Raw genomic sequence first — 22751 nt, forward strand, 5'->3', positions numbered from 1 at the left:
CCTGACTTAAAAGCAAAAATGACCACGTTATCCAAACCAAAACCGAAGCCGACCCAACCTGACTGGATATCCAAGACTCTGGCAGGACTGTTGTTGGGCTTGAGTCTGGCCATCATTTGCAGTGGTGTGCTCATGGCTATTCTGCCCAGCATGTCGTTGGCCGTGAGTGGGCAGCTGGCCATGTGGCTGGTACCCCTGGTGTGGCTGACGGCTCTTTCGCTGGTGTATCTTTTTGCCAGCGGCCTGCGCGCCTGGATAGGGCTGGGAGGGTTGAACCTCCTGGCACTGGGCGTCTGGTGGCTTCTTCGTACAGGAAGCGGATCATGAAAGCCGACACCATTCGAACCTACAAATCTGTCCATACCTGGACAGGCATCGTCAGTGGCATGGCCCTGTTCATCGCGTTCTATGCGGGCGCGTTGACGGTGTTCAAGGAACCGCTGCGGATCTGGTCCACACCGCCTGCCGCCATTGTGCCCACGGTACCGATGGATGAAGTCCAAACACTGATCGCCAAGACGGCGGCCTCTACGCCGGCTGCGGCCAAAGCGTTCACGGTTCGGCTGGAAGGTGACAAGGCCGTTCCTCTCGTGGAATGGAAAGTCAAGGACCCGAATGCAGATGACCACGACGAAAGCGCCGTGCGCCATTTCTCTGCCATGCTGGGGCCAGATGGCAACGTGCAGGTCAATGAGCCCCGCCCATCGCGGCTGGTGGAATTCATAGATGTGCTGCACCGCGTGGTGGGCCTGCCAGTCGATTCAGATCTCAACCGGTGGGTGATGGGCGTGATCTCCGGGCTGTACTTCGTGGCCTTGATATCCGGCCTCATCGTGCTATTGCCTTCGCTGATCAAGGATTTCTTTGCGCTGCGAGTGGGCAAGAACCTCAAGCGCATGTGGCTGGACGCGCACAACGTGGTGGGCATTGTCAGCCTGCCTTTCCACCTTGTCATGGCTTTGAGCGCCGTGGTCTTCGCCTACCATGACCAGATCTACGACGTGCAGGACAAAGTCGTGTTCGATGGCAAATGGAGCGAGATGTACAGCCCGCGCCCAGCCCCGCCTAGCGACGCACCTCCGCTCAATCCAGCGCAGATGCTCACCCCCACCCAATTGACGCAGATCGTCAAACAGGCGTCACCGGGCTTTCTGCCTACTTCGCTCCAGTATGGCCAGGTGACGGGTCCCAAGGCCACAGTACGGATCTGGGGCACCAACCCCGAAGCGGTGTCTCCCCGCGCAGCAGGCGGCTTTGCCGCCCTGGACCCTTACAGCGGCAAGATCCTTTCCATGGATTACCTCACGGGCAAGCAGAGCACGGCCAATCTTTTCATCAGCAGCTTCTTCGCTTTGCACATGGCCTCCTTTGGCGGCCTCGCGGTATGGTGGCTCTATTTCCTTCTGGGGCTGGCGGGCGCATGGCTCTTCTACAGCGGCAATCTGCTGTGGGTGGAAAGCCGGCGAAAGGCCCAGCGCAGGAACGACGGCGACACGCCCGTACAGCGGCGAGACACCGCGTGGATGGCCGCCGCCAGCGTAGGCGTGTGCCTGGGTTGCGTGGCGGGCCTGTCACTGACCATCGCCGCCGCCAAGTGGTTGCCGGGCCGCGTTCAGGACATGGCCGCCTGGCATGTGGGCATCTACTATGTGGTGTTCTTTGGCAGCGTAGCCTGGGCATTTTTGCGCGGTGCGGCGCGCTCGTCTGTTCCGCTGCTGTGGCTGTCTGCCCTGTGCACTGCAGCCATTCCACTTTCGTCCTTGACAGGCTGGCTGCTGCCTGGCTCTGGCCTGTGGGCAGATGGCGCACTGATCAGTGTGGACATCACTGCTCTCGTGGGTGCGCTGGCCTTTCTCTGGATGGCGCGCGCCACCCACCGGCGTGTGCGCAACGGGCCCAAAGACAGCGTCTGGTCAGCCCCAGCGGCTCAACGAACCGAAGGCGGCGAAGTCACCGTGTAACTGCCCGATTTCCCGCCGTGCTTTTCCAGCAGCCGAACACCTTCAATAGTCATGCCTCTATCGGCTGCCTTGCACATGTCGTAGATGGTCAGCAGCGCAATCTGCACGGCTGTAAGGGCTTCCATCTCGACGCCGGTGGGGCCCGTGGTTTCCGCTGTAGCGACACAAGCCACCGCGCCCGTCCCACCGGGTTCAGCGCGGATGTATTCGAACTCGATCGCCACCCGGGTGAGCGCCAGAGGGTGGCAAAGAGGAATCAGATCGCTGGTCCGCTTGGCCGCCATGATGCCGGCAATGCGCGCAATGCCCAGAACATCGCCCTTCTTGGCAGTCCCGGCTTCAATCAAAGCCAGCGTGGCGGGCAGCATTTCGATGCGCCCACCGGCCACCGCTATGCGGTGCGTGGCAGGCTTGGCGCCCACGTCGACCATATGGGCCTGGCCTTGAGCGTCAAAATGAGTAAGAGGTGTGGTTGAGTTGGTCACGGGCGGGAACACAAATGCAGATAGGGCATCATAAGTGGACCTTCGTCATATGGAGTTGGCTTGAAACATAGGAATTCACCGGTTCTTGCTGCCACCCTGGTAAGGTGGAAAGAACAAGAAGCATCGGTGGCAAGACTTGGACGCCTTCTGCCAGGCGCACTGCTGGCGCTTGGCATGCTGACGGCGGCAACCCAGGCACACGCCCAAACGCCCGGTACGACCGCCCCTCCTGCCGCTCAGCGCGGACTGCCGTCATTGGGCGATGCCGGCATGCTGACGCCCCTGGAAGAGCGCAAGCTGGGCGATTCCATCATTCGCGACCTCTACCGAGATCCAGACTACATCGACGACCCCGTGGTGGGCGAGTATGTGGACGGAATTTGGCAAGCCCTGCTCAAAGGTGCGCGGGCGCGGGGTGAATTGCCTGAAGAACTGGAAGAACGCTTTGCCTGGGAAGTGCTGCTTGGGCGAGATCGATCCATCAACGCCTTTGCGCTGCCAGGAGGCTACTTCGGCCTTCATTTGGGGCTGGTGGGCGTGGTGACCACACGGGACGAACTGGCCTCCGTGCTGGCCCACGAGATGACCCACATCACACAGCGGCATATCGCCAGAATGCTCAGCCAGCAGTCGCGGCAGACACCCCTGATGATGGCGGCCATGATCGTGGGCATGATCGCGGCCAGCAAGAACCCGCAGGCGGGCACTGCGATCGCCGTGGGCGGGCAGGCGGCATTGATCCAAGCCCAACTTAACTATTCGCGCGACATGGAGCGGGAAGCCGACCGCATTGGTTACGGCGTGCTCGAACAAGCCGGTTTTGCACCGCGTGGCTTCACGGGCATGTTCGAGAAGCTGCAAAGCGCCTCCCGACTTTCAGACAACGGCGACTGGCCCTACCTGCGCAGCCACCCGCTGACCACGCAGCGTATTGCTGACATGCAACAGCGCCAGCGCAGCCAGGGACTGAATCCCGCCGCCGCGCCACCGCCGGACCTCCAGGCGCAACTGATCGCAGCGCGTTCACGCGTGCTCGGCCGGCCAGGCGTGGATGTGCTTAGGGCGTGGGCCGCAGAACCTGAAGGGCCCGGGTTTTCCGCTCAACCCTTGCCTCGCCGCGTGGGTGTGCTTTATGCCGCCGCTCTCTCGCACGCTCAGTTGCGGGATCTGCCGCGCGCGCAGGCCCTGGCGACGCAACTGGCCTTGGCTGTTGCAGGCGACGTGCCTGCCGCACGTCAAGCGCGCCTGTTGCAAGCCGAACTGGCTCTTCAGGCAGGCCAGCCCGCACGCGTACTGACTCTGTTGCCCCCTGGTTCGCAACCTCCGGCTTCCGCTGACGGAAAAGGCCAGGCCGGACGTCCTGAGCTATTAATGCGGGCTGCCGCCTTGACCCAGACCGGACAGGCCAACGAAGCCAGCTCTTCCTTGCAACCATGGGTCAGCGACAGGCCACGGGACGCTGGTGCATGGCAAGCGTTGGCTGCGGCTTACGCTGCCCAGAATCAAGTCCTGCGATCGTTGCGCGCTGAAGGCGAAGCGCGGGTCGCTCAAAGAGAGCTGGCAGGTGCTGTGGATCGGTTCAGGGCGGCACAGGACTATTCACGCACCAACCCAGGTGGCAACGCCGATCTTATCGAGGCCAGCATCATTGACGCGCGCCTGAGAGAAACGCAAGCAGCGCTCGCACAGCAACGAGCGGACGAAGCCAAGCGTTAAGAGCCCTGTTCTCGCGGGGGCCTGGACGCGAAAAATGGGCTCAAAAAAAAAAGCCGACCTCCATGAGATCGGCTTTTTTTATCCGAACTGGCCCGATAGGGCTGCTTTATATGCGCTCGAGTACCGCGTCTATGAGAAGGCCTAAAGCCGAATAGATCAACGAACCGATCAACGCCGCTCCGAAGCCTGCTACGTGGAAGCCGTTCAAGACGCCAGAGGCAGCCCAGAACATCAGCGCATTGATCACGAACAGAAAAAGCCCGAGCGTGATCAGCGTCACCGGCAGCGTCAGCACCACCAGGACCGGCCGCACAATCATATTGAGCAGTCCGATCACGGCTGCGGCAATCAAAGCAGACGTGAAGCTGTTGACGGCCACGCCGCTGTACAAGTAAGCCACTGCCAGCAGCGCAGCAGCGCTAAGCACCCATTTGAGAATAAGTTTCATGAGGATAGCTTAACGCAGCAGCGACTTGTTGTCAGGCCTGAGGTGCCTGCTCTTCCGCAGCCTTTTCGCGTTTAGACGTCATGAGACGCGCCAATCCCAACACGCCCACGACCGCCACCGCAGCCACAGTCCAGCGAGCCCAGCGCACAGGATCAGCAGCTGTACCGAACCACTGCGAGAGCAATTGCTCGTTCACGATCATCGTCGCCGCTGTATAGGCCAGAACGCCTGCACCCACGTAAATGATGATGGGGAAACGGTCAACCAACTTGAGCACCATGGTGGAGCCAAACACCACGATAGGTACGCTGATCAGCAGGCCGATCACCACCAGATCCATCGCGCCCTTGGCTGCACCAGCCACGCCCAGCACGTTGTCGATACCCATCAGCGCATCGGCCACCACGATGGTCTTCATGGCGCCCATGAAAGTACTTGCGCCAGGCCCATGCTCGCCCTCGTCTCCGCCTTGATCAGCGATAAGCTTGTAGGCAATCCAGAGCAGGCCCAGGCCACCGACCAGCATCAGGCCAGGGATCTTGAGCAGCCAGACGACGACCAGGGTCATCAGCGTACGTACCGCGATGGCACCTACAGTGCCCCAGATGATGGCTTTCTTTTGAAGATGCTTGGGCAGATTGCGAGCGGCCAAGGCAATGACGATGGCGTTGTCGCCAGCCAGCACGAGGTCAATCAGAATGATCGCCAGCAGGGCGGACCACCAGGGGGCTGAGAAAAGTTCCATGAACGAAAAACTCCAGTGAAATTAGGGTCGACACTCGTATTCACCTGCACGCTGAGACACGGCAAGGCATTCGACATCAGATGACACGGGCATGATGCCACGCGACTTCATGGATCGGAATAGACCTCGACCAAGTTTCTCACCTGCGCAGGCGGATTTTGATCGAAGGTCTTGCTCGACAGCCAAGCGCGTGGTTCGGCGGCTGTCCGACGGGCCGGAAAAGCCAGGGGAAACCCCAGTTTTCGTATTGACGACCCATCGATGCCGTGCGCGTGATATCGCACGGCGGGGAGCTACTCCCCTTCGGTTAACCGCGAATTAAATCACCGGAATGCGATTTTGACAAGCCCGGGAAAGCCCTAGTGCACCACCTCAGTCGAATGAATTCGATAGTTTTCTTTTCTTTTAGGCGCACGATGACGGACGGAAGCGATGACTTGGCACAATGATGCGAATCTGGTCTTTGCCAGCACTGACCATCTCGCTTACGAACAACCCGGGCGAGCTAGCACGCCTTAAACGTCTGATGTGGTCCTGACACGTTCCGCATAGCGGTTGAAACGCAAGGCGGTCCCTGCTTTGGTAATACGGCGCCAGACGACGCGCTTCTCGTAGGGACTGAATCCCAACCACTCCTGCACCTCTTGTTCGGTGCGGCCACAGCCCTTGCAAATGGGGTCGCCCTGGCTGGTGGAGCAAATCGCGATGCAGGGCGTGTCAGCGGTGGCGGCATACCAGACCAACCACGCCTCCCGCGCTGCCACCGGCATGGCTTCTACGTCGATTTCTTCTTGCCGACGAAAGACCACCAGCGCATAGACCTCCGCCAGGGCCGCGGCCTCTGGCGCCAAAGCCATGCTGGCGGACGAAGGACTGCGTGAGCGCCAGAAATTGATGGCGGATTCGAGATCGGTGATGTGGATAGCCGGCATGCGTCCCGCATCATAAGATGTGAGCATGGCCCCACGCATCTTCAATGGTTGAAACCCCCAAAAATCCTCCACGCCGACGCCGCTGGTTGCTGGTGGTTCTGCTGGTGAATGCAGTGCTTCTCGCGTGGCTGGTTTGGCGGACTTCGCCCGCTCCACCGTCCATGCCGCTCACCGCAGGAGAATCCGTGGTGCTTCGCACGCCGGGCGGCCGGCTGGAAGTCGCTGAAATTCGCCAGTTGGAAAGCTTTGAGGTCTCGCGAGACCACAGCGTGCTGGGCGTGCCTGTGGGGAGCACGTTTTCACGTATTCGCGTCCCGGCACACTACCGATACCACGTCGATCTTGCGCCTGAATGGACCGTCCGTGTTCAACCGGATGGCAGCGTACGTGTGATCGCACCGCGCGTTCAGCCGAGTCAACCCGTGGCTATTGACACCGGACGCATGGAAAAAGAGTCGCGAGGACTTTGGTCACTCTTCACAGGTCCGGCAGAGATGAAGGAACTGGAAAAATCCATCACTGCAGCGCTTACAAGAAAGGCTGCCAGCGCCCCTATGCTGGACCAGCAACGCGAGGCTGCGCGCGCCACCGTGTCTGAATTTGTCGGCAAGTGGTTGATGACGCAAACGCCCTGGAAACCGCTGTCAGACAAGCCGGTACAAGTGCTGTTTGCGGACGAACCCATTGAGCGCCTGGACGCCGCGTGCGGCGGCAACCCAGGCTGCGCGGCGGCGTGGTTGAATGCCGCAGGGTTGTGAAAGAACACATGAGCAGCCTCTGGGCAAGTCCTGCTATTGGCTGGTAACCGCTGGGACCGCCGAGCTCCTGCTCGGCATCTTCAAGAGCCCTTCGCAAACGCCCCCGGCCAATCACCGGAGTAGCGTTGAAACACCAAAAACCGTGCGACAACTCGGTTCAAGGCAGCCTCAGCGCCAGCGCGCCGTGGCTACCTCCCCTCTGGCCGACTGATTACTTTTTGCTGACCACGCGAACCATGTCGAGGCAACGGTTGGAGTAACCCCATTCGTTGTCGTACCAGCTCACCAGTTTGACGAAGGTGGAGTCAAGGGCAATGCCGGCTTCCATGTCGAAAATGGAGCTGCGCGCATCGCCGCGGAAATCTGTAGCCACCACTTTGTCTTCGGTGTAGCCCAGAATGCCCTTCATCTTGCCTTCGCTCTGCGCCTTCATTTCGGCGCAAATCTCGGCGTAAGTCGCTGGCTTTTCCAGTTCCACAGTCAGGTCAACCACGGAGACATCGGAAGTGGGCACGCGGAATGACATGCCGGTGAGTTTGCCTTTCAAGTCAGGCAACACCACGCCCACAGCCTTGGCTGCACCCGTGCTGGAAGGAATGATGTTTTCCAGAATGCCGCGACCGCCGCGCCAGTCTTTATTGCTGGGGCCGTCCACAGTCTTCTGTGTGGCTGTGGCAGCGTGAACCGTGGTCATCAGACCGCGCTTGATGCCCCACTTGTCATTGAGCACCTTGGCGATAGGAGCCAGGCAGTTGGTGGTGCAGCTGGCGTTGCTGATGATGGGCTCGCCAGCGTACTTGGCGCAGTTCACACCGTGCACGAACATGGGTGTGTCGTCCTTGGAAGGAGCGGACATGATGACCTTCTTGGCACCGGCATCAATATGCTTTTGCGCGGTTTCCTTGGTCAGGAACAAGCCTGTGGATTCGATGACGATATCGGCACCCACTTCATTCCACTTCAGAGCAGCTGGGTCTCTTTCAGCGGTCAGGCGGATTTTCTTGCCATTCACCACCAGGGTGTTGCCTTCGACTTTGATGTCTCCGTCGAAACGGCCATGCACGCTGTCGTATTGCAGCATGTAGGCAAGGTAGTCGGGCTCAAGCAGGTCGTTGATACCCACGACTTCAATGTCCGAGAAATTCTGAACTGCCGCACGAAACACCATGCGCCCGATGCGGCCGAAGCCGTTGATGCCGATCTTGATGGTCATAACTTTCCCCTTTGCTGATGAACCTATCGGCCCCCTTTTCCTATGGAAAAGAGCAGCCACCTGTCTGACTCACTCTCCCCTTGGGAAGAGAGTTGGGGTGAGGGCAAAGCAGCGCCACCTTCACGCGCAGCCTTCCTTCACCCCCTGCCCTCTCCCAAACGGGAGAGGATAAAACCTGTCCATCCTCCTGCACGCAGGAGAACAACCTAGCGACGCAAAGCCGCGCGTACCGTATCCGCCACATTCTCTGGCGTAAAGCCAAAGAACTCGAACAGTTTGCCCGCTGGCGCCGATTCTCCGTAGCGATCAATGCCCACCACGGCAGCACAGCCATACTTCCACCAGCCGTCCGTCACACCCATTTCCACGGCAACACGCGGAAGGCCGGCAGGCAGCACTGATTTCTTGTACGCCGTAGTCTGGCGATCAAACGCATTGGTGCTAGGCATCGAAACCACGCGCACCGCGATCTTGCGGGCAGCCAAAATCTGCTGCGCCTTGAGCGCCAGCTGAACTTCGGAACCAGTGGCAATCAAAACAGCCTGGGGCTTCTTCTTGAGCCCCACATCCGAAGGCTCGCTCAGCACATAGGCGCCACGGCTGATGTCACCCAGGTCGCGTTTGGCTGCATAAGGCAGGTTTTGGCGGCTGAGCAGCAAAGCGGTAGGACGATCGCGATTTTCCAGCGCAACCGCCCAGGCAATGGCCGTCTCAGCAGTGTCAGCAGGACGCCAGACATCTAGGCCCGGAATCAGGCGCAGGCTGGCAGCATGCTCAATACTCTGGTGCGTGGGGCCGTCTTCGCCCAAGCCAATGCTGTCGTGCGTGAACACATGCACCACGCGCTGCTTCATCAGCGCAGCCATGCGAATGGCGTTGCGGCTGTAGTCGCTGAAAGTCAGGAAGGTGCCGCCATAAGGAACGTAGCCGCCATGCAGCGCCAAACCGTTCATGATGGCGGCCATGCCGAATTCGCGCACGCCGTAGTTGATGTGAAAGCGTGCCGCAATAGCCGGGGCAGCTTCACTGCCTGTGGTTTCAGCCGCAGGGCTCTCTGGAAGCACCACGCTGCCATCGTCCGCAAAGCGCAGCGGCATGGTGGAAGTGGTGTTGGTCAGGTTGGAGCCTGTCAAGTCGGCGCTGCCACCGATCAATTCGGGCAGAGCTGCAGTAAAGGCTTCCAAAGCAATCTGGCTGGCCTTGCGGCTGGCGACGGTTTCAGCCCGTTTGTGGGCCTCAACCGCGGCATCTACCGCCACCTGGGCAAAATTCTTGGGCAATTCTCCGGCCATGCGGCGCTTGAAGTCAGCAGCCAGACGTGGATAGGCCTCTGCATAAGCAGCCAGGCGCGCGTCCCAGTCGGCTTCCTGCTGGGCGCCAGCCGCCTTGGCATCCCAATCGCCATAGGCTTCTGCCGGAATCTCGAACGGGCCATAAGGCCAACCCAGTTTTTCCCGGGTCAGCGTGATTTCTGCATCGCCCAGGGGTTCGCCGTGGGCCTTGGCCGTATCTTGGCGGTTGGGCGAGCCTTTGCCGATATTGGTCTTGCAAATGATCAGCGTGGGCTTGTCAGTGCTTTTCTTGGCCTTGGCGATGGCGGCATCCATGGCCTCCACGTCGTGGCCGTCCAGCGGGCCAATGACATTCCACTGGTAGGCGCGGAAACGCTCGGCCGTGTTGTCAATGAACCATGGTGCGACCTTGCCGTCGATACTGATACCGTTGTCGTCGTACAGCGCGATCAGCTTGTTGAGCTTCCAGGCACCCGCCAAGGCGCAGGCTTCGTGGCTGATGCCCTCCATCAGGCAGCCGTCGCCGAGGAAGGCGTACGTGTTGTGGTCAACCAGCTTATGGCTGTCGCGGTTGAACTCAGCGGCCAGCAGCTTTTCTGCCAGGGCCATGCCCACGGCGTTGGCAATACCTTGGCCCAGCGGGCCCGTGGTGGTTTCCACGCCGGGCGTAATGCCGTGTTCGGGGTGGCCAGCCGTCTTGCTGTGCAACTGGCGGAAATTCTTCAATTCCTGCAACGGCAGGTCGTAGCCCGTCAGATGCAGCAGCGCGTACAGCAGCATCGAAGCGTGGCCATTGGAAAGCACAAACCGGTCCCGGTCCATCCACTGCGGGTTGGAGGGGTTGTGCTTGAGATGCCGGCCCCACAGGGCAACAGCCATATCAGCCATGCCCATGGGGGCGCCGGGATGCCCGGAGTTGGCTTGTTGAACGGCGTCCATGGCCAGGGCGCGGATGGCGTTGGCCATGAGAGATGCATTTGCCATGCGAATAAACTCCGGGGGAATTGCGGACAAGAAATGGCCAAACGCTCGCGACATGAGCGTGCCTTTCCTCCGATTTTACCGGCGCTCGAAGCCGCACCTTCAGACCAATCCGTAATACAGTGTCGCCATGCTCGCGCTTTGCACTGAAATTTGCCCTTCGCCGCCCCTTCAGCGGGCTGGTAGAAATGCACGCAAAATGCGCTTCTGCATAGGCAACACCCCCTTATGAGACTAGGCACCCCCCTGACCCCTACGGTGCGCGCCATGATCCTCGCCGCAGGACGTGGCGAGCGTATGAGGCCACTAACAGACCACCAGCCCAAGCCATTGCTGGAAGTACGCGGCAAGCCGCTGATCCAATGGCCCCTGGAAGCTCTCCTGCGAGCCGGGCTGACAGATATCGTCATCAACACGGCCTGGCTGGGTGAACAGATCGAGGAGCGCTTCGGCTCTCTGGCACGGCTGGATTCAGAGCGCGCCACCCTCCGCTACTCTGCGGAAGAACGCGATTTTGGCTACGCGCTTGAAACTGCCGGTGGCATCGCACGGGCTTTGCCCTTGCTGGCGTCGCGTGAAAACGACGTGTTCTGGGTCGTCGCCGGCGACGTGTTCACTCCTGAGTTGACCTTCTCACGTGAAGTGGCCGAACGCTTTGCCGCCAGCGGCAAACTCGCCCATCTTTGGCTAGTACCCAACCCAGCCCACAACGCCAAAGGCGACTTTGCCATTGATCAAGACGGCCTGGCGCTCAATGAGGCCCCGGAAGGTGGCACTCGCTACACCTTCAGTGCCATAGCCCTGTACCGGCGGCAACTCTTTGAGCCGCCCTGGTGCACCATCCTGCCCGGCAACCCGCAAGGCACGGCCGCCCCGCTGGCCCCCCTGCTGCGCAGCGCCATAGAAGCCGGCCACGTCAGCGCCGAACTCTATACCGGCCCCTGGACAGATGTGGGTACGCCAGAGCGACTGGCCCAGCTCAATGCCGGAGCGTCTTGATCTACCATCCCAAGAAACCTCGTTTTCTTACCCTGCCCCCCGGGATAAGGTGGCGGGGATATGGAGTGGCCGTGACAGTGGATGCGCCGCTTACCCTCAGCCCCGCCCTCTCCCCAGAGAAAGAGGGAATTAACACGTCATTTCACACACTATGACACTCACCCCCTACGCCACACGCCGCGCCCGCTTTGCTGCAGAAATGACCCGAATCGGCGGGCCGGACGCGATTGCCATCATTCCCACCGCGCCAGCCTACGCGCGCAACCGCGACACAGACTTTCTGTATCGCCATGACAGCTACTTCTACTACCTGACGGGCTTCACGGAACCCAGCGCCTGGCTGGTGATCACGGGCGATGGCCGAACTACCCTTTTCTGCCAGCCCAAAGACCTGGAAAGAGAAATCTGGGACGGTATTCGCCTGGGTCCTGAAGCAGCGCCTGCTGCTCTGGGTGTCGATGCCGCTTATTCAGTGACCGAACTAGGCCAGCAATTGCCCAAACTGCTGGAAAACAAGGCGACTGTCTGGTTCCCATTTGCTACCCATGCAGGGCTTGAAACTCAGATCGACGGTTGGCTACAGAAAGTGCGCGGACGTACGCGCTACGGTGCCCTGGCCCCCGAAGCACAGCGAGACGCCTGCGCCATTCTGGATGAAATGCGCCTCATCAAGGACGCGCATGAGCAGGACATCATGCGCCGCGCAGCCCAGATCAGCGCCGGCGCCCACATCCGCGCCATGCAGCGCTCTGCCGCCATGCTCCGCGCCGGCCAGGACGTACGCGAATACCACCTGGACGCCGAACTTCTGCACGAATTCCGTCTGCATGGCTCCCAATATCCGGCCTATGGCAGCATCGTCGCCGCTGGCGCCAATGCCTGCGTCTTGCACTACCGGGCCGATGCCGCCCCCATCAACAACGGGGAGCTGGTACTGATAGACGCCGGCTGCGAGCTGGATGGCTATGCCAGCGACATCACCCGCACCTTCCCGGCCAACGGCAAGTTCAGCGGACCGCAACGCGCTCTGTATGACCTGGTGCTGGCCAGCCAGGACGCAGCGGTGGCCGCCACCCGCTCAGGCGCCCGCTTCAACGACCCGCATGAAGCCACGGTCAAAGTCCTGACCCAAGGCATGTTCGATCTGGGCCTGCTGAACAAGAACCAGCATGGCACAGTGGAAGACGCCCTGTCCAACCGGTCCTATTTTGCTTACTACATGCACCGCACCGGCCATTGGCTGGGAATGGACGTGCACGACTGCGGCAGCTATGTAGAACCTACCGAGATCGGAAAAGTCAGCGAACGCAAGGACGCGCTCTCCGGCGAAATCATCAAAGACCGCCCCAGCCGCATCCTCCGCCCGGGCATGGTGCTCACCATTGAGCCAGGCATTTACGTCCGCCCCGGCGAAGGCGTGCCCGAAGAGTTCTGGAACATCGGCATCCGGATTGAGGACGATGCCATCGTCAACGAAGGCGGCTGCGAATTGATCACACGCGGAGTACCTGTGGATCCTGTGGAGATCGAAAAATTGATGACATCCGCCTGAACGCTGCGGTCGGCCCACCCCTCCGGTTTTCGATCGGGGGTTGACCCCTCTCCCAGGGATTGCCTCTCCCCCAGAGGGTTGCCCCCTCTCCCCTCGGGGAGAGGGCGGGGGTGAGGGTCAGCAGCGTCTAAAAAATCCCAGAGCCAGGAACACCCCATGCACGTCCTCATCACCGGCGGCGCCGGCTACATCGGCTCTCACACCTGCCTCAGCCTGCTGCAAAGTGGCATGGATGTCTCCATCATTGACAATTTTTGCAACAGCTCCCCCGAGGCTTTGCGACGAGTTCAGTCACTTACCGGCCGTAGCATCCACGTCCTGGAGGCCGATGTCCGAGACGAAACGGCCCTGGAAAAGATTTTTTCCGGGCCTGCTGTCGACGCCGTCATTCACTTTGCAGGCCTCAAAGCCGTGGGCGAATCCGTCGCCAAGCCCATGCTCTACTACGACAACAACGTGGGGGGCACCTTCGCCCTGCTGCAAGCCATGCAGCGCGCCCATGTCCAGACGTTGGTGTTTTCATCATCCGCTACCGTCTACGGTGACCCTGCGCCCGAGGATCTTCCTCTCAAGGAAACAGCCCCCTGCGGCATCACCCACAGCCCTTACGCCACCAGCAAATGGATGGTGGAGCGCTGCCTGGCGGATCTGCATGCCGCACATCCAGATTGGAAAATTGCCCGCCTGCGCTACTTCAACCCGGTAGGCGCCCACGCCAGCGGCCAGATCGGAGAGAACCCCAGCGGCATCCCCAATAACCTGATGCCGTTCGTCAGCCAGGTGGCCTGCGGCGCCCGCCCCAAACTCGCCATCTTCGGCAATGACTACCCTACCCATGACGGCACCGGGGTGCGCGACTACATCCACGTCATGGACCTCGCCGAAGGCCACGTCGCCACGCTGAAGTACCTGGCGGCCCGCCAGCAGGGCAATCTGCTCACCCTCAACCTAGGAACCGGCCAAGGCTGCTCGGTCCTGGACGTCGTACGCACATTTGAAGCCGCCAGCGGCCGCAAAGTGCCCTTTGATGTAGTCGCCCGCCGCCCCGGTGACGTGCCCGCCTACTATGCGGACCCCTCCCAGGCACAGAATTTGCTGCAATGGCAGGCCAAGCGAAGCCTGCATGACATGTGCGCCGACACATGGCGCTGGCAATCAGCCAACCCTCACGGATACATTAGCGAGTAACCCGCGCCACTCCCTGTTCGGCTTCAGGCGCCCTCGCCCTCCTTCTCTCACCTATGCCTGCTGAAAGCGCAACGAACTCAACTCTTGCTACCCTGCAAGCACGCATTGCAGGCGGCCAGGCGGTCGTAGGCATTTTCGGACTGGGCTATGTGGGCCTTCCACTGGCCTTGCGCTTTGCTGAAGTGGGCTTGAAAGTCATTGGCTTTGACATTGATCCGCGCAAGGTGGAAATGCTCAATGCGGGCCAAAGCTACATAGAGCGTTTGACCCCAGAGCGCATACAAGAAGCTGCCCGGCGAGGCTTTGAGGCCACGGCGGACTTTGCCCGCACAAGCGAGGCAGACGCCCTCATCATTTGCGTGCCCACGCCGCTCAACGCCCACAGAGAGCCGGACCTCAGTTTTATAGTCAACACCATAGAAGCCGCGCTACCCCACATGCGCGCAGGTCAGTTGGTCAGCCTGGAAAGCACCACCTGGCCGGGCACCACCGATGAAGTGTTAGCTCCCCGTTTGCGCGCGCACGGCTTGAACCCCGGCGAAAACTGCGCTCTGGTGTTCTCCCCCGAACGCGAAGACCCAGGCAACCCGCACTACGGCACCAAGGACATTCCCAAGGTCATAGGGGGCACAACTCCAAGCTGTCTGAGCCTGGGTACGGCCCTGTACCAACACGCTATTCAGACCATGGTGCCCGTCAGTTCCACCCGGGCGGCAGAAATGACCAAGCTGCTGGAGAACATTCACCGCAGCGTGAACATCGGCCTGGTCAACGAAATGAAGATCGTGGCCGACAAGATGGGTATCAATATCCACGAAGTCATCGAAGCTGCGGCGACCAAGCCCTTCGGCTTTGTCGCCTACAAGCCCGGCCCAGGCCTGGGTGGCCACTGCATCCCCATTGATCCGTTCTACCTGACCTGGAAAGCGCGCGAATACGGCGTGAACACCCGCTTTATCGAATTGGCGGGAGAAATCAACCACTACATGCCGCACTGGGTGGTGAGCAAAGTGGCTGACGCCCTCAACGACAGAGGCAAAGCCGTCAAGGGCAGCCGCATCCTGGTGCTGGGGTTGGCCTACAAAAAGAACATTGACGACACCCGTGAATCACCCGCCGTGGAGATCATGGACCTCTTGCAGAACAAGGGGGCGCATATCGAATACAGCGACCCCCATGTGCCAGTGTTTCCGCGCAAGCGTGACTACCACTTCGATCTGCAGTCAGTGCAGCTCAACGCCCAGACGCTGGCCAGTTTTGACTGCGTGGTACTGGCGACGGACCACGACGGGTTTGACTACGCGCTGGTGGAAAACCATGCGTCATTGATCGTGGACACTCGGGGACGCCTGAGAGGTGAAAGCGGCCATGTCGTCGCAGCCTGAGGTGCCCAAGCACCTTCATTCAGCTTCTCCGCCTTCCTTCTTCCGCCCGGATATAGAAGGGCTTCGTGCCGTCGCCGTCCTGCTGGTCATCGGTGCACACTTTGCTATCCCGGGGATGTCGGCAGGCTTCATTGGCGTCGACATTTTCTTCGTCATCTTGTGCTATCTGATCACAAGCATCCAATGTACACGTCGCTAATTTTCATTTCGAAGCTTCTTCGTCGTACGCCGTTGCATCCGCAATGGCTGTTGAACGATACCAATGATGTCATCGCCTGGATCAAAGGTCATGCGCACGGCACCGTGCTGGATGTTGGATGTGCCAATCGCTGGATCGAACCTCATCTCCCCACAGGCACCCGATACATCGGCATTGATTATTGGGAAACAGGAAAAAACCTCTATAAAGCGCGGCCAGATCTATTCGCCGACGCCGCCAGCCTACCAATCTCCTCGCAATGTTGTGACACAGTCATACTTCTGGAAGTCTTGGAGCACACGAGGAAACCCCTTGATGCCTTGCATGAAGCTTCACGCGTTCTGCGCCCGGGCGGGCACTTACTGCTCAGTATCCCATTCCTCTATCCCATTCATGATGCGCCTCATGACTATCAGCGCCTAACCAAGCATGGACTTGAGCGAGACTTGAAAGATGCTGGTTTGGATGTTGTGTCCATCGAGGAGAAAAATAGCTCACTAGAGGCTGCTACGGTGTTGGCATGCCTAGCAATGGGTGGATCAGTTGTCCAATCGCTTCGACAACGAAACGCCGCCGTAGTATTTATTCCCCTACTGTTGATATCGATATTCCTCTTCAACATCTTAGGCTGGCTAGGTTCACGCATTTTTTCGAATTGGTCTGCGCTAACTACCGGCTATAGACTCTTGGCATGCAAAGCATCCATCTCCGCCAATCACCCCTAAATTACATCACCACCCCTATTTAGCTTTCCTGATATTGAAGTGCTAAATTCAAAGAAAGTTCGTCTACATCATGCGCGAAACGCTTAAAAAAGTTTGGGCGCTTTTTGCACCGGCAGAACAGCGCAAAGCCATTTTGATGCTGCTGCTGGTAATTCTCATGGCAATAGCAGAAACTGCCGGGGTACTTTCCATTGTGCCGTTTCTTTCTGTATTGGCACGTCCAGCCATCGTGCACGAGAACCAGTGGCTTAGAAGTGCATATGGCACACTGAGCTTCTCCAGCGAAAACTCCTTCATCGTAGCCTTGGGATTAACCACCATGGTGGTGGTCATCGCATCGTCAACCTTCAAGGCGCTGACGTTTCATGTAGTGGGTCGGTTCGTCCATATGCAACGGCAATCGCTTGGCGTGCGCCTGCTGGCGACCTACCTCCGGCAACCCTATGAGTTCTTTCTTGCACGCAACTCTTCCGAACTTAGCAAAGGTGTCCTCTCTGAGGTAGATCTGGTCATTTTCGAACTGTTGCAGCCCCTTTCTATGCTGATTGCCCAAGGCGCAGTGGTGCTCGCAATGATCGTGCTGGTGTTAGCCTATGACCCCTTAATGGCTGTATGTATCGTGACCGCAGTTGGGTTGCTATATGGCGCGATCTACCTGCTCGTAAGAAAGCGGCTCTCGAATATCGGCGCCGCGCGACAAATAGCGAATACATTGCGCTTTAAAAGTTGCAGTGAAGTTCTTGGCGGCATCAAAGACGTCAAGATCACCCATGCTACTGAGACATATTTAACTCGCTTTTCGCACGCCTCTCGGGAATTTTCCCGTCATTCTGCCACCTCTGACACATTAAGTCAGTCTCCGCTGTATATCGTCGAAGCCGTGGGATACACCGGCTTGATCCTCATAGCCTTGGTGCTACTTTGGCGTTCGGGTGATATGGCTCAAGTCCTGCCTGCCCTGGGCCTATACGGTTTTGCCGCCTATCGCTTGTTGCCCGCAGTGCAAATCATGTACCGTGGACTAGCGAGGCTGCGCTTCTCTTCTGCAACTCTAAATAATATTTACAACGATCTCTCTCTACCCCAGCCCTCCAGCGCGAACCTTGCAGGCCCCCCTCTAAATCCAAAGAAAGAAATCCGGCTGCAGGGCATTCAGTATGCCTACCCATCGGCGTCTGACAAACCGGTATTAAATGGCATGGATTTGGTGATTCCGGCCAATACCAGCGTGGGCATCGCAGGCAAAAGCGGAGCCGGCAAAAGCACTCTCATGGATATTATTCTGGGCCTGCTTCAACCACAGGCCGGCAGACTCTTAGTGGATGGCATCCCCATAGATAACAGCAATGTCGCGGCGTGGCAGTGCGCCATTGGCTACGTTCCGCAGCATATCTATCTGGCGGATGCCAGCGTGGCTGAAAACATCGCATTTGGCATACCGAAGAATGAAATCGACATGCAATGCGTGGAGCGAGCCGCCCGAACCGCACAAATTCATGACTTTATTGAGCAAGAACTGGCTGAGGGCTATAGCTCTGTGGTGGGGGATCGGGGCATCCGCCTTTCGGGCGGGCAACGCCAGCGCGTAGGCATTGCCAGGGCTCTTTATCATGATCCCGCCGTGCTGTGCATGGACGAAGCAACGAGTGCGCTGGACACCGAAACCGAAGAAGCACTGAATTCAGCTATTCGCAACCTTTCGGGAAGCAAAACCATTCTGGTGATCGCACACCGGGAAGCTTCACTAAGGGCTTGCGATACCGTTATATCGATGGACGCAACATCCGAAGAACCGAGGGAAGTTAATACACATGTTCGATGACTCATCCATTTTGATCACCGGCGGCACAGGATCGTTCGGCCACAGGTACGTTAAGACCCTGCTCGAACATCACCAGCCCCGCCGGGTCATCGTCTACTCCCGGGACGAACTCAAACAGTACGAAATGCAACAGCGTTTCTCTGCCCCATGCATGCGCTATTTTCTGGGTGACGTACGGGACAAGGATAGGCTGGTACAAGCCATGCGCGGCGTCGACTATGTCATCCATGCTGCAGCCCTCAAGCAGGTCCCGGCAGCAGAGTACAACCCGATGGAGTGCATCAAGACCAACATTTACGGTGCAGAGCACGTCGTACACGCGGCACTCGCAAACAACGTCAAAAAGGTCATAGCGCTCTCAACCGACAAGGCGGCGAACCCGATCAATCTTTACGGAGCAACAAAGCTGGCTTCAGACAAACTGTTTGTCGCAGCAAACAATCTCGCTGGAGGACATGACACCTCCTTCGCCGTCGTGCGCTACGGCAACGTGGTGGGCTCGCGCGGCTCGGTACTTCCTTATTTCCGAAGTCTCCGGACTTCTGGGGCGTCGCATCTGCCAATCACCGATGTGGAAATGACCCGATTCTGGATTTCACTGCAACAGGGTGTCGATTTCGTGTTGCGCAATTTTCAACGCATGCATGGCGGCGAAATTTTTGTTCCGAAGATACCTTCTATCCGCATCACTGACCTGGCTCGCGCAGTCGCCCCAGACCTGCCCCAAAAAGTCGTGGGCATCCGACCGGGTGAGAAGCTTCACGAGACCATGTGCCCTGCCGATGACTCGCGGTTGACGCTGGAGTTTGACGATCACTACGTCATCAGACCATCCATTACTTTCAACAGTCGCGGGAACGATTTCAACGTCAACGGTTTAAGTGAAATAGGTCAACCCGTGTCGCCTGGCTTTCAGTACGAGTCCGGGACCAATTCCCATTTCCTTGACGTCCCAGGTATCTCGGAGTTCAACCGTATTGCTGAGGAGTAGGTCGTGATTCCTTACGGTCGCCAGGAAGTACAGCAAGCCGATATCGATGCAGTCGTAGAGGTACTACGCTCTGACTTTCTCACGCAAGGGCCTATGGTGCCGCGGTTTGAAAAGACCGTGGCAGATTACTGCGCGGTACCCCATGCCGTCGCGGTCAACAGCGCAACTTCGGCACTTCACATCGCCTGCCTGGCGCTCGACCTTGGACCAGGTGACTGGCTATGGACAAGTCCCATCACGTTTCTTGCTTCAGCGAATTGCGGGTTGTATTGCGGCGCCCAAGTTGATTTTGTTGACATTGATCCGCGCACCTACAACTTATGCCCAGAGGCCCTGGAGAAGAAGCTCCTGGAGGCCGAGCGCACCGGCCGCTTGCCCAAGATAGTGGTGCCTGTACACCTTTGTGGCCAGCCCTGTGATATGCGAGCCATACGCGCGCTCGCCAAGCGATTTGGTTTCAAAACCATTGAAGATGCATCACACGCGATCGGCGGACGTTATCTGGATCGACCTATCGGCAATTGCGAGTTCAGTGACATCACAGTGTTCAGTTTCCATCCGGTGAAGATTGTGACCTCCGCTGAAGGTGGAATGGCACTGACCCGAGACCCGGTGCTTGCAAGCCGTCTGGCACGTTTGCGCAGCCATGGAATGACCCGTGAGCCTTCCGAAATGACCCATGAGCCCGACGGCCCGTGGTACTACCAACAGATCGAATTGGGCTACAACTATCGCATGACAGAATTGCAGGGCGCGCTAGGTTGCAGTCAGATGCAACGGGTTGATCTCTACGTCGCGCGCCGCCATGAGCTTGCTCGCCGATATAGCGAACTACTCGGCCACTTACCACTTACCCTCCCCTGGCAGCACCCGGACAGCTACTCAGGCTTGCATTTGTACGTGATCAGGCTCCGGCTCAACCAGATCACGAGAACGCATCGCGAAATATTCGAAGCGCTTCGAGCCGCAGGCATCGGCGTCAATCTGCACTATATCCCGCTACATACTCAACCCTACTACGAGCGCCTGGGATTCAAACATGGCGACTATCCCGAAGCCGAGCAATACTACGCGGAAGCCATCAGCCTGCCAATGTATCCAGGACTAGGCGACGCGCAGCAGGATCAAGTAGTCGCTGCGCTCTCCACCGCATTGAACTCATGAAGCTCGCCATCATTCCAGCCCGTGGCGGCAGCAAGCGCATTCCACGCAAAAACATCAAGCTCTTTTGCGGCAAGCCCATGCTTGCCTGGTCAATCGAGGCGGCTCGAGACAGCGCATGCTTCGACCGCATCATCGTGAGCACCGATGATGCTGAGATCGCAGCGATAGCTCGACAATTCGGCGCAGACGTGCCATTCACTCGATCACCCGCCTTGTCCGACGACCATACGGGGGTTACCCCAGTCATTGCCCATGCGATTGGCTGGATGAATGCGAACGGTCCACAGCCAGTTGAACTTGCATGCTGCATCTATGCAACGGCTCCCTTTGTATCCGCAACCGATCTCCGAAGAGGCCTCGATACTCTCGTTCAAGAAAAATGCGATTACGCCCTCGCCGTCACCAGCTTTCCTTTCCCCATCCAGCGAGCCATCCGCTTGACCGCAAACCGACGCATCGAGATGTTTCGTCCCGAGCACTTCACGACTCGTTCGCAGGATCTCGAAGAAGCGTGGCACGACGCTGGTCAGTTCTGCTGGGGCAAGGCGTCAGCCTGGTTGACGGACGTGCCTGTGTTTGCTCAAGGCGCCGCGCCAGTAGTTCTACCCCGCCATCGGGTACAGGACATTGATACACCAGAAGATTGGCAGCGGGCAGAACTCATGTTTCAACTACTTGCCCGAGGCCCCCAATGAGCACCGCCATTGTGGCTGGCGGCGGCATTGCGGGACTTCTATCCGCCAAGCTCCTCGCCCGCCAGTTTGACGAAGTGCTGCTTGTAGAGCGCGACGCCCACTGCGGGGGCTTGTTAGGTTCGATTTCGAACGATGGCGGAATAGCTTTCGACCACGGCGCGCATATCCTCAGCGACACCGGGCTAGAAGAGATTGACTCCCTGCTATACGATGATCTGAGCGAAGAGAAGTGGCACACTTTCCGTGTGCTGCGCGCTGGCAACTGGTTCGCTGGTGCAATGAACCGAAGCAGCCCTTTCCCCGATGCGCGTCGTGTGGGGCAAAACGCCTTACGCACCGGCCTCGCGGAAATTGCCACTGCCTCAATGGCACAACATGAAGTGCCGCCATCGACTTTGGCGGAAGCGCTAGAGCGCCGCTTCGGGCCAACACTGGCGTCGTTGATTGCTGGCCCGGTGGTCCGCAAGCAGCTCGGTGTAGACCCCGGGCAACTGCACCCACTGACGCCCTTCTCGATTCGCCGAATCATCTGTGCCGATGCTGATGACACCCGCCGTCTCAAACAAGACCCGCGATTCTCCGAACCACTGGCTTTCGCATCTTACGAAGAAGGTGTCGGCTCGACGCGCCATCGCTATCCGCGCACAGGCGGCATAGGCCAATGGGTAGACGGCTTCGTCGACGGACTACGACGTGATGGCGTGGAAATCGCCTGTGGCCGCACCATCGACGCTGTAGCTCACGGCGCAGGCAAAATTACCTCTATTACGCTGGACGATGGGCGCGCCGTCCCATGTTCCATGCTGACATGGACATTGCCCCCCGCTATGCTGTTGCGTGTGGCAGGCATACCATTTGAAGGCCGACCACCACAGCCAAGACCTATCGGGCTCTTCCACCTGGTGTTTGATGTGCCATTTCAGGACCCGAACTACCACGTGACCTGTTACGACGAACCGCTGCATACATTCCGAGTCACGCTGTACCCCAACCTACGCGGTGAGCTGCTACAAGCGCCATATAACTGCACCGTAGAAGTAATTGGAGACACCCATACCGACTTCGAGGCGCTGCTTGTGCAGGTTGTACAAGAGTTGAAGCTTATGGGTATTGTTTCATCGTCGGCAACACTGCTTACGAGCATGGTGAGCGTTGTGCCCACAGGGTTTCCAGCGACTACCCATTCCTTCATGGATTCCAGCGCCAAACAGACTGAACTGGCGGAAAACCATTTGCACAACGCCCTGCTCGTAGGTCGAGCGCGTTGTCCGCCATTCTTCACTACAGATGTACTGGTTGATGTCTTTAACGCCATCAAAGCTTTCGCCCATGCATGAAAATGGTCTCAGCCGCGCATGAAGAAAGCGCGGCGAATTCTATTCCGGTGTGATGGTGGCCAGACTGCGGGTCTAGGCCACCTGTCCCGTTGCATCTCGTTAGCTCGAAGCCTGCACATTGAGGCGCCGGAAGCGCAGGTTATGTTTTGGGGGCGCTACGATA

The 22751-nt window shown here is 58.7% G+C and carries 21 protein-coding genes; 15 read left to right on the forward strand and 6 right to left on the reverse strand.

All coding sequences use genetic code 11. From position 1 onward, the window contains the following. The first annotated feature begins 18 nt into the window (after positions 1 to 18). Positions 19 to 327 (forward strand): hypothetical protein, encoded by a 309-nt coding sequence (locus tag ABIE13_RS16540; protein ID WP_354445384.1) that lies wholly within the window; start codon positions 19 to 21, stop codon positions 325 to 327. Further along, positions 324 to 1961 carry a PepSY-associated TM helix domain-containing protein gene (locus ABIE13_RS16545; protein WP_354445386.1) on the forward strand — a complete coding sequence of 546 codons (1638 nt, stop codon included), beginning with the start codon at positions 324 to 326 and terminating at the stop codon, positions 1959 to 1961. Before ABIE13_RS16540 ends, ABIE13_RS16545 begins: the two co-directional genes overlap by 4 nt. On the opposite strand, the gene moaC is transcribed toward ABIE13_RS16545, so the two are convergent. Then, positions 1928 to 2446 carry a cyclic pyranopterin monophosphate synthase MoaC gene (gene moaC, locus ABIE13_RS16550; RefSeq protein ID WP_354445388.1) on the reverse strand — a complete coding sequence of 173 codons (519 nt, stop codon included), beginning with the start codon at positions 2444 to 2446 and terminating at the stop codon, positions 1928 to 1930. The genes ABIE13_RS16545 and moaC overlap by 34 nt on opposite strands. 174 nt (positions 2447 to 2620) lie before the next feature. Here moaC and ABIE13_RS16555 point away from each other — a divergent pair, with 174 nt between their 5' ends. Next, a complete protein-coding gene (locus ABIE13_RS16555) occupies positions 2621 to 4162 on the forward strand; it encodes a M48 family metalloprotease (protein ID WP_436278436.1) in 1542 nt (513 codons plus the stop codon). Positions 4163 to 4268: 106 nt separating this feature from the next. On the opposite strand, the gene ABIE13_RS16560 is transcribed toward ABIE13_RS16555, so the two are convergent. The 3 genes from ABIE13_RS16560 to ABIE13_RS16570 form a co-directional block, all read right to left on the reverse strand. Next, positions 4269 to 4610 (reverse strand): phage holin family protein, encoded by a 342-nt coding sequence (locus ABIE13_RS16560; protein ID WP_354445391.1) that lies wholly within the window; start codon positions 4608 to 4610, stop codon positions 4269 to 4271. Between the two features lie 31 nt (positions 4611 to 4641). After that, positions 4642 to 5355, reverse strand: coding sequence for a TerC family protein (locus tag ABIE13_RS16565; protein ID WP_354445393.1), 714 nt, complete (start codon positions 5353 to 5355; stop codon positions 4642 to 4644). 515 nt (positions 5356 to 5870) lie between these two features. Then, positions 5871 to 6287: a DUF3717 domain-containing protein gene (locus tag ABIE13_RS16570; RefSeq protein ID WP_354445621.1), complete on the reverse strand. Its 417-nt coding sequence runs from the start codon at positions 6285 to 6287 to the stop codon at positions 5871 to 5873. 44 nt (positions 6288 to 6331) lie between these two features. Here ABIE13_RS16570 and ABIE13_RS16575 point away from each other — a divergent pair, with 44 nt between their 5' ends. Next, positions 6332 to 7045 (forward strand): hypothetical protein, encoded by a 714-nt coding sequence (locus ABIE13_RS16575; RefSeq protein WP_354445395.1) that lies wholly within the window; start codon positions 6332 to 6334, stop codon positions 7043 to 7045. 211 nt (positions 7046 to 7256) lie between these two features. Here ABIE13_RS16575 and gap read toward each other — a convergent pair whose 3' ends face one another. Both gap and tkt read right to left on the reverse strand, forming a co-directional pair. Beyond that, complete coding sequence (gene gap / locus ABIE13_RS16580; RefSeq protein WP_354445397.1) at positions 7257 to 8258, reverse strand: type I glyceraldehyde-3-phosphate dehydrogenase; 1002 nt, start codon at positions 8256 to 8258, stop codon at positions 7257 to 7259. Between the two features lie 206 nt (positions 8259 to 8464). After that, positions 8465 to 10534 (reverse strand): transketolase, encoded by a 2070-nt coding sequence (tkt, locus tag ABIE13_RS16585; protein ID WP_354445399.1) that lies wholly within the window; start codon positions 10532 to 10534, stop codon positions 8465 to 8467. A gap of 225 nt (positions 10535 to 10759) precedes the next feature. On the opposite strand from tkt, the gene murU reads away from it, so the two are divergent. The 11 genes from murU (at position 10760) to ABIE13_RS16640 (ending at position 22588) form a co-directional block, all read left to right on the forward strand. Further along, positions 10760 to 11530: an N-acetylmuramate alpha-1-phosphate uridylyltransferase MurU gene (gene murU, locus ABIE13_RS16590; protein ID WP_354445401.1), complete on the forward strand. Its 771-nt coding sequence runs from the start codon at positions 10760 to 10762 to the stop codon at positions 11528 to 11530. Positions 11531 to 11681: 151 nt separating this feature from the next. Then, complete coding sequence (locus tag ABIE13_RS16595) at positions 11682 to 13082, forward strand: aminopeptidase P N-terminal domain-containing protein (protein WP_354445403.1); 1401 nt, start codon at positions 11682 to 11684, stop codon at positions 13080 to 13082. Positions 13083 to 13238: 156 nt separating this feature from the next. After that, on the forward strand, positions 13239 to 14270 hold the full coding sequence (gene galE, locus ABIE13_RS16600; protein WP_354445405.1) for a UDP-glucose 4-epimerase GalE: 1032 nt from the start codon (positions 13239 to 13241) through the stop codon (positions 14268 to 14270). A gap of 53 nt (positions 14271 to 14323) precedes the next feature. Further along, entirely contained in the window at positions 14324 to 15655 is a 1332-nt protein-coding gene (locus ABIE13_RS16605; protein ID WP_354445407.1) for a nucleotide sugar dehydrogenase, read from the forward strand. Further along, positions 15639 to 15854, forward strand: a complete 216-nt coding sequence (locus ABIE13_RS16610; RefSeq protein WP_354445409.1) for a hypothetical protein — start codon at positions 15639 to 15641, stop codon at positions 15852 to 15854. The genes ABIE13_RS16605 and ABIE13_RS16610 overlap by 17 nt, the downstream gene beginning before the upstream one ends. Next, a complete protein-coding gene (locus ABIE13_RS16615; RefSeq protein ID WP_354445411.1) occupies positions 15839 to 16579 on the forward strand; it encodes a class I SAM-dependent methyltransferase in 741 nt (246 codons plus the stop codon). The genes ABIE13_RS16610 and ABIE13_RS16615 overlap by 16 nt, the downstream gene beginning before the upstream one ends. Positions 16580 to 16649: 70 nt before the next feature. Continuing rightward, positions 16650 to 18401 (forward strand): ABC transporter ATP-binding protein, encoded by a 1752-nt coding sequence (locus tag ABIE13_RS16620; RefSeq protein WP_354445413.1) that lies wholly within the window; start codon positions 16650 to 16652, stop codon positions 18399 to 18401. Continuing rightward, positions 18391 to 19392 (forward strand): UDP-N-acetylglucosamine 4,6-dehydratase (inverting), encoded by a 1002-nt coding sequence (gene pseB, locus ABIE13_RS16625; RefSeq protein WP_354445415.1) that lies wholly within the window; start codon positions 18391 to 18393, stop codon positions 19390 to 19392. The genes ABIE13_RS16620 and pseB overlap by 11 nt, the downstream gene beginning before the upstream one ends. A gap of 3 nt (positions 19393 to 19395) precedes the next feature. Beyond that, entirely contained in the window at positions 19396 to 20556 is a 1161-nt protein-coding gene (gene pseC / locus ABIE13_RS16630; protein ID WP_354445417.1) for a UDP-4-amino-4,6-dideoxy-N-acetyl-beta-L-altrosamine transaminase, read from the forward strand. Next, positions 20553 to 21251 carry a pseudaminic acid cytidylyltransferase gene (pseF, locus tag ABIE13_RS16635; RefSeq protein ID WP_354445419.1) on the forward strand — a complete coding sequence of 233 codons (699 nt, stop codon included), beginning with the start codon at positions 20553 to 20555 and terminating at the stop codon, positions 21249 to 21251. Before pseC ends, pseF begins: the two co-directional genes overlap by 4 nt. Continuing rightward, a complete protein-coding gene (locus ABIE13_RS16640; protein WP_354445421.1) occupies positions 21248 to 22588 on the forward strand; it encodes an NAD(P)-binding protein in 1341 nt (446 codons plus the stop codon). The genes pseF and ABIE13_RS16640 overlap by 4 nt, the downstream gene beginning before the upstream one ends. The last annotated feature ends 163 nt before the right edge of the window (positions 22589 to 22751 follow it).

Origin of the sequence: Ottowia thiooxydans (assembly GCF_040548795.1) — a bacterium.
Lineage (GTDB): Bacteria > Pseudomonadota > Gammaproteobacteria > Burkholderiales > Burkholderiaceae_C > Ottowia > Ottowia thiooxydans_A.

Bases quoted from the DNA above. Each gene is read 5' to 3' on its own strand.
- ABIE13_RS16565 (WP_354445393.1), bottom strand. From the start codon at position 5,355: ATGGAACTTTTCTCAGCCCCCTGGTGGTCCGCCCTGCTGGCGATCATT.
- ABIE13_RS16615 (WP_354445411.1), top strand. From the start codon at position 15,839: ATGTACACGTCGCTAATTTTCATTTCGAAGCTTCTTCGTCGTACGCCG.
- ABIE13_RS16555 (WP_436278436.1), top strand. From the start codon at position 2,621: ATGCTGACGGCGGCAACCCAGGCACACGCCCAAACGCCCGGTACGACC.
- ABIE13_RS16560 (WP_354445391.1), bottom strand. From the start codon at position 4,610: ATGAAACTTATTCTCAAATGGGTGCTTAGCGCTGCTGCGCTGCTGGCA.
- ABIE13_RS16640 (WP_354445421.1), top strand. From the start codon at position 21,248: ATGAGCACCGCCATTGTGGCTGGCGGCGGCATTGCGGGACTTCTATCC.
- murU (WP_354445401.1), top strand. From the start codon at position 10,760: ATGAGACTAGGCACCCCCCTGACCCCTACGGTGCGCGCCATGATCCTC.
- ABIE13_RS16570 (WP_354445621.1), bottom strand. From the start codon at position 6,287: ATGCCGGCTATCCACATCACCGATCTCGAATCCGCCATCAATTTCTGG.
- ABIE13_RS16605 (WP_354445407.1), top strand. From the start codon at position 14,324: ATGCCTGCTGAAAGCGCAACGAACTCAACTCTTGCTACCCTGCAAGCA.
- ABIE13_RS16620 (WP_354445413.1), top strand. From the start codon at position 16,650: ATGCGCGAAACGCTTAAAAAAGTTTGGGCGCTTTTTGCACCGGCAGAA.
- ABIE13_RS16575 (WP_354445395.1), top strand. From the start codon at position 6,332: ATGGTTGAAACCCCCAAAAATCCTCCACGCCGACGCCGCTGGTTGCTG.
- pseF (WP_354445419.1), top strand. From the start codon at position 20,553: ATGAAGCTCGCCATCATTCCAGCCCGTGGCGGCAGCAAGCGCATTCCA.
- galE (WP_354445405.1), top strand. From the start codon at position 13,239: ATGCACGTCCTCATCACCGGCGGCGCCGGCTACATCGGCTCTCACACC.
- tkt (WP_354445399.1), bottom strand. From the start codon at position 10,534: ATGGCAAATGCATCTCTCATGGCCAACGCCATCCGCGCCCTGGCCATG.
- ABIE13_RS16610 (WP_354445409.1), top strand. From the start codon at position 15,639: ATGTCGTCGCAGCCTGAGGTGCCCAAGCACCTTCATTCAGCTTCTCCG.
- gap (WP_354445397.1), bottom strand. From the start codon at position 8,258: ATGACCATCAAGATCGGCATCAACGGCTTCGGCCGCATCGGGCGCATG.
- ABIE13_RS16595 (WP_354445403.1), top strand. From the start codon at position 11,682: ATGACACTCACCCCCTACGCCACACGCCGCGCCCGCTTTGCTGCAGAA.
- ABIE13_RS16545 (WP_354445386.1), top strand. From the start codon at position 324: ATGAAAGCCGACACCATTCGAACCTACAAATCTGTCCATACCTGGACA.
- pseB (WP_354445415.1), top strand. From the start codon at position 18,391: ATGTTCGATGACTCATCCATTTTGATCACCGGCGGCACAGGATCGTTC.
- ABIE13_RS16540 (WP_354445384.1), top strand. From the start codon at position 19: ATGACCACGTTATCCAAACCAAAACCGAAGCCGACCCAACCTGACTGG.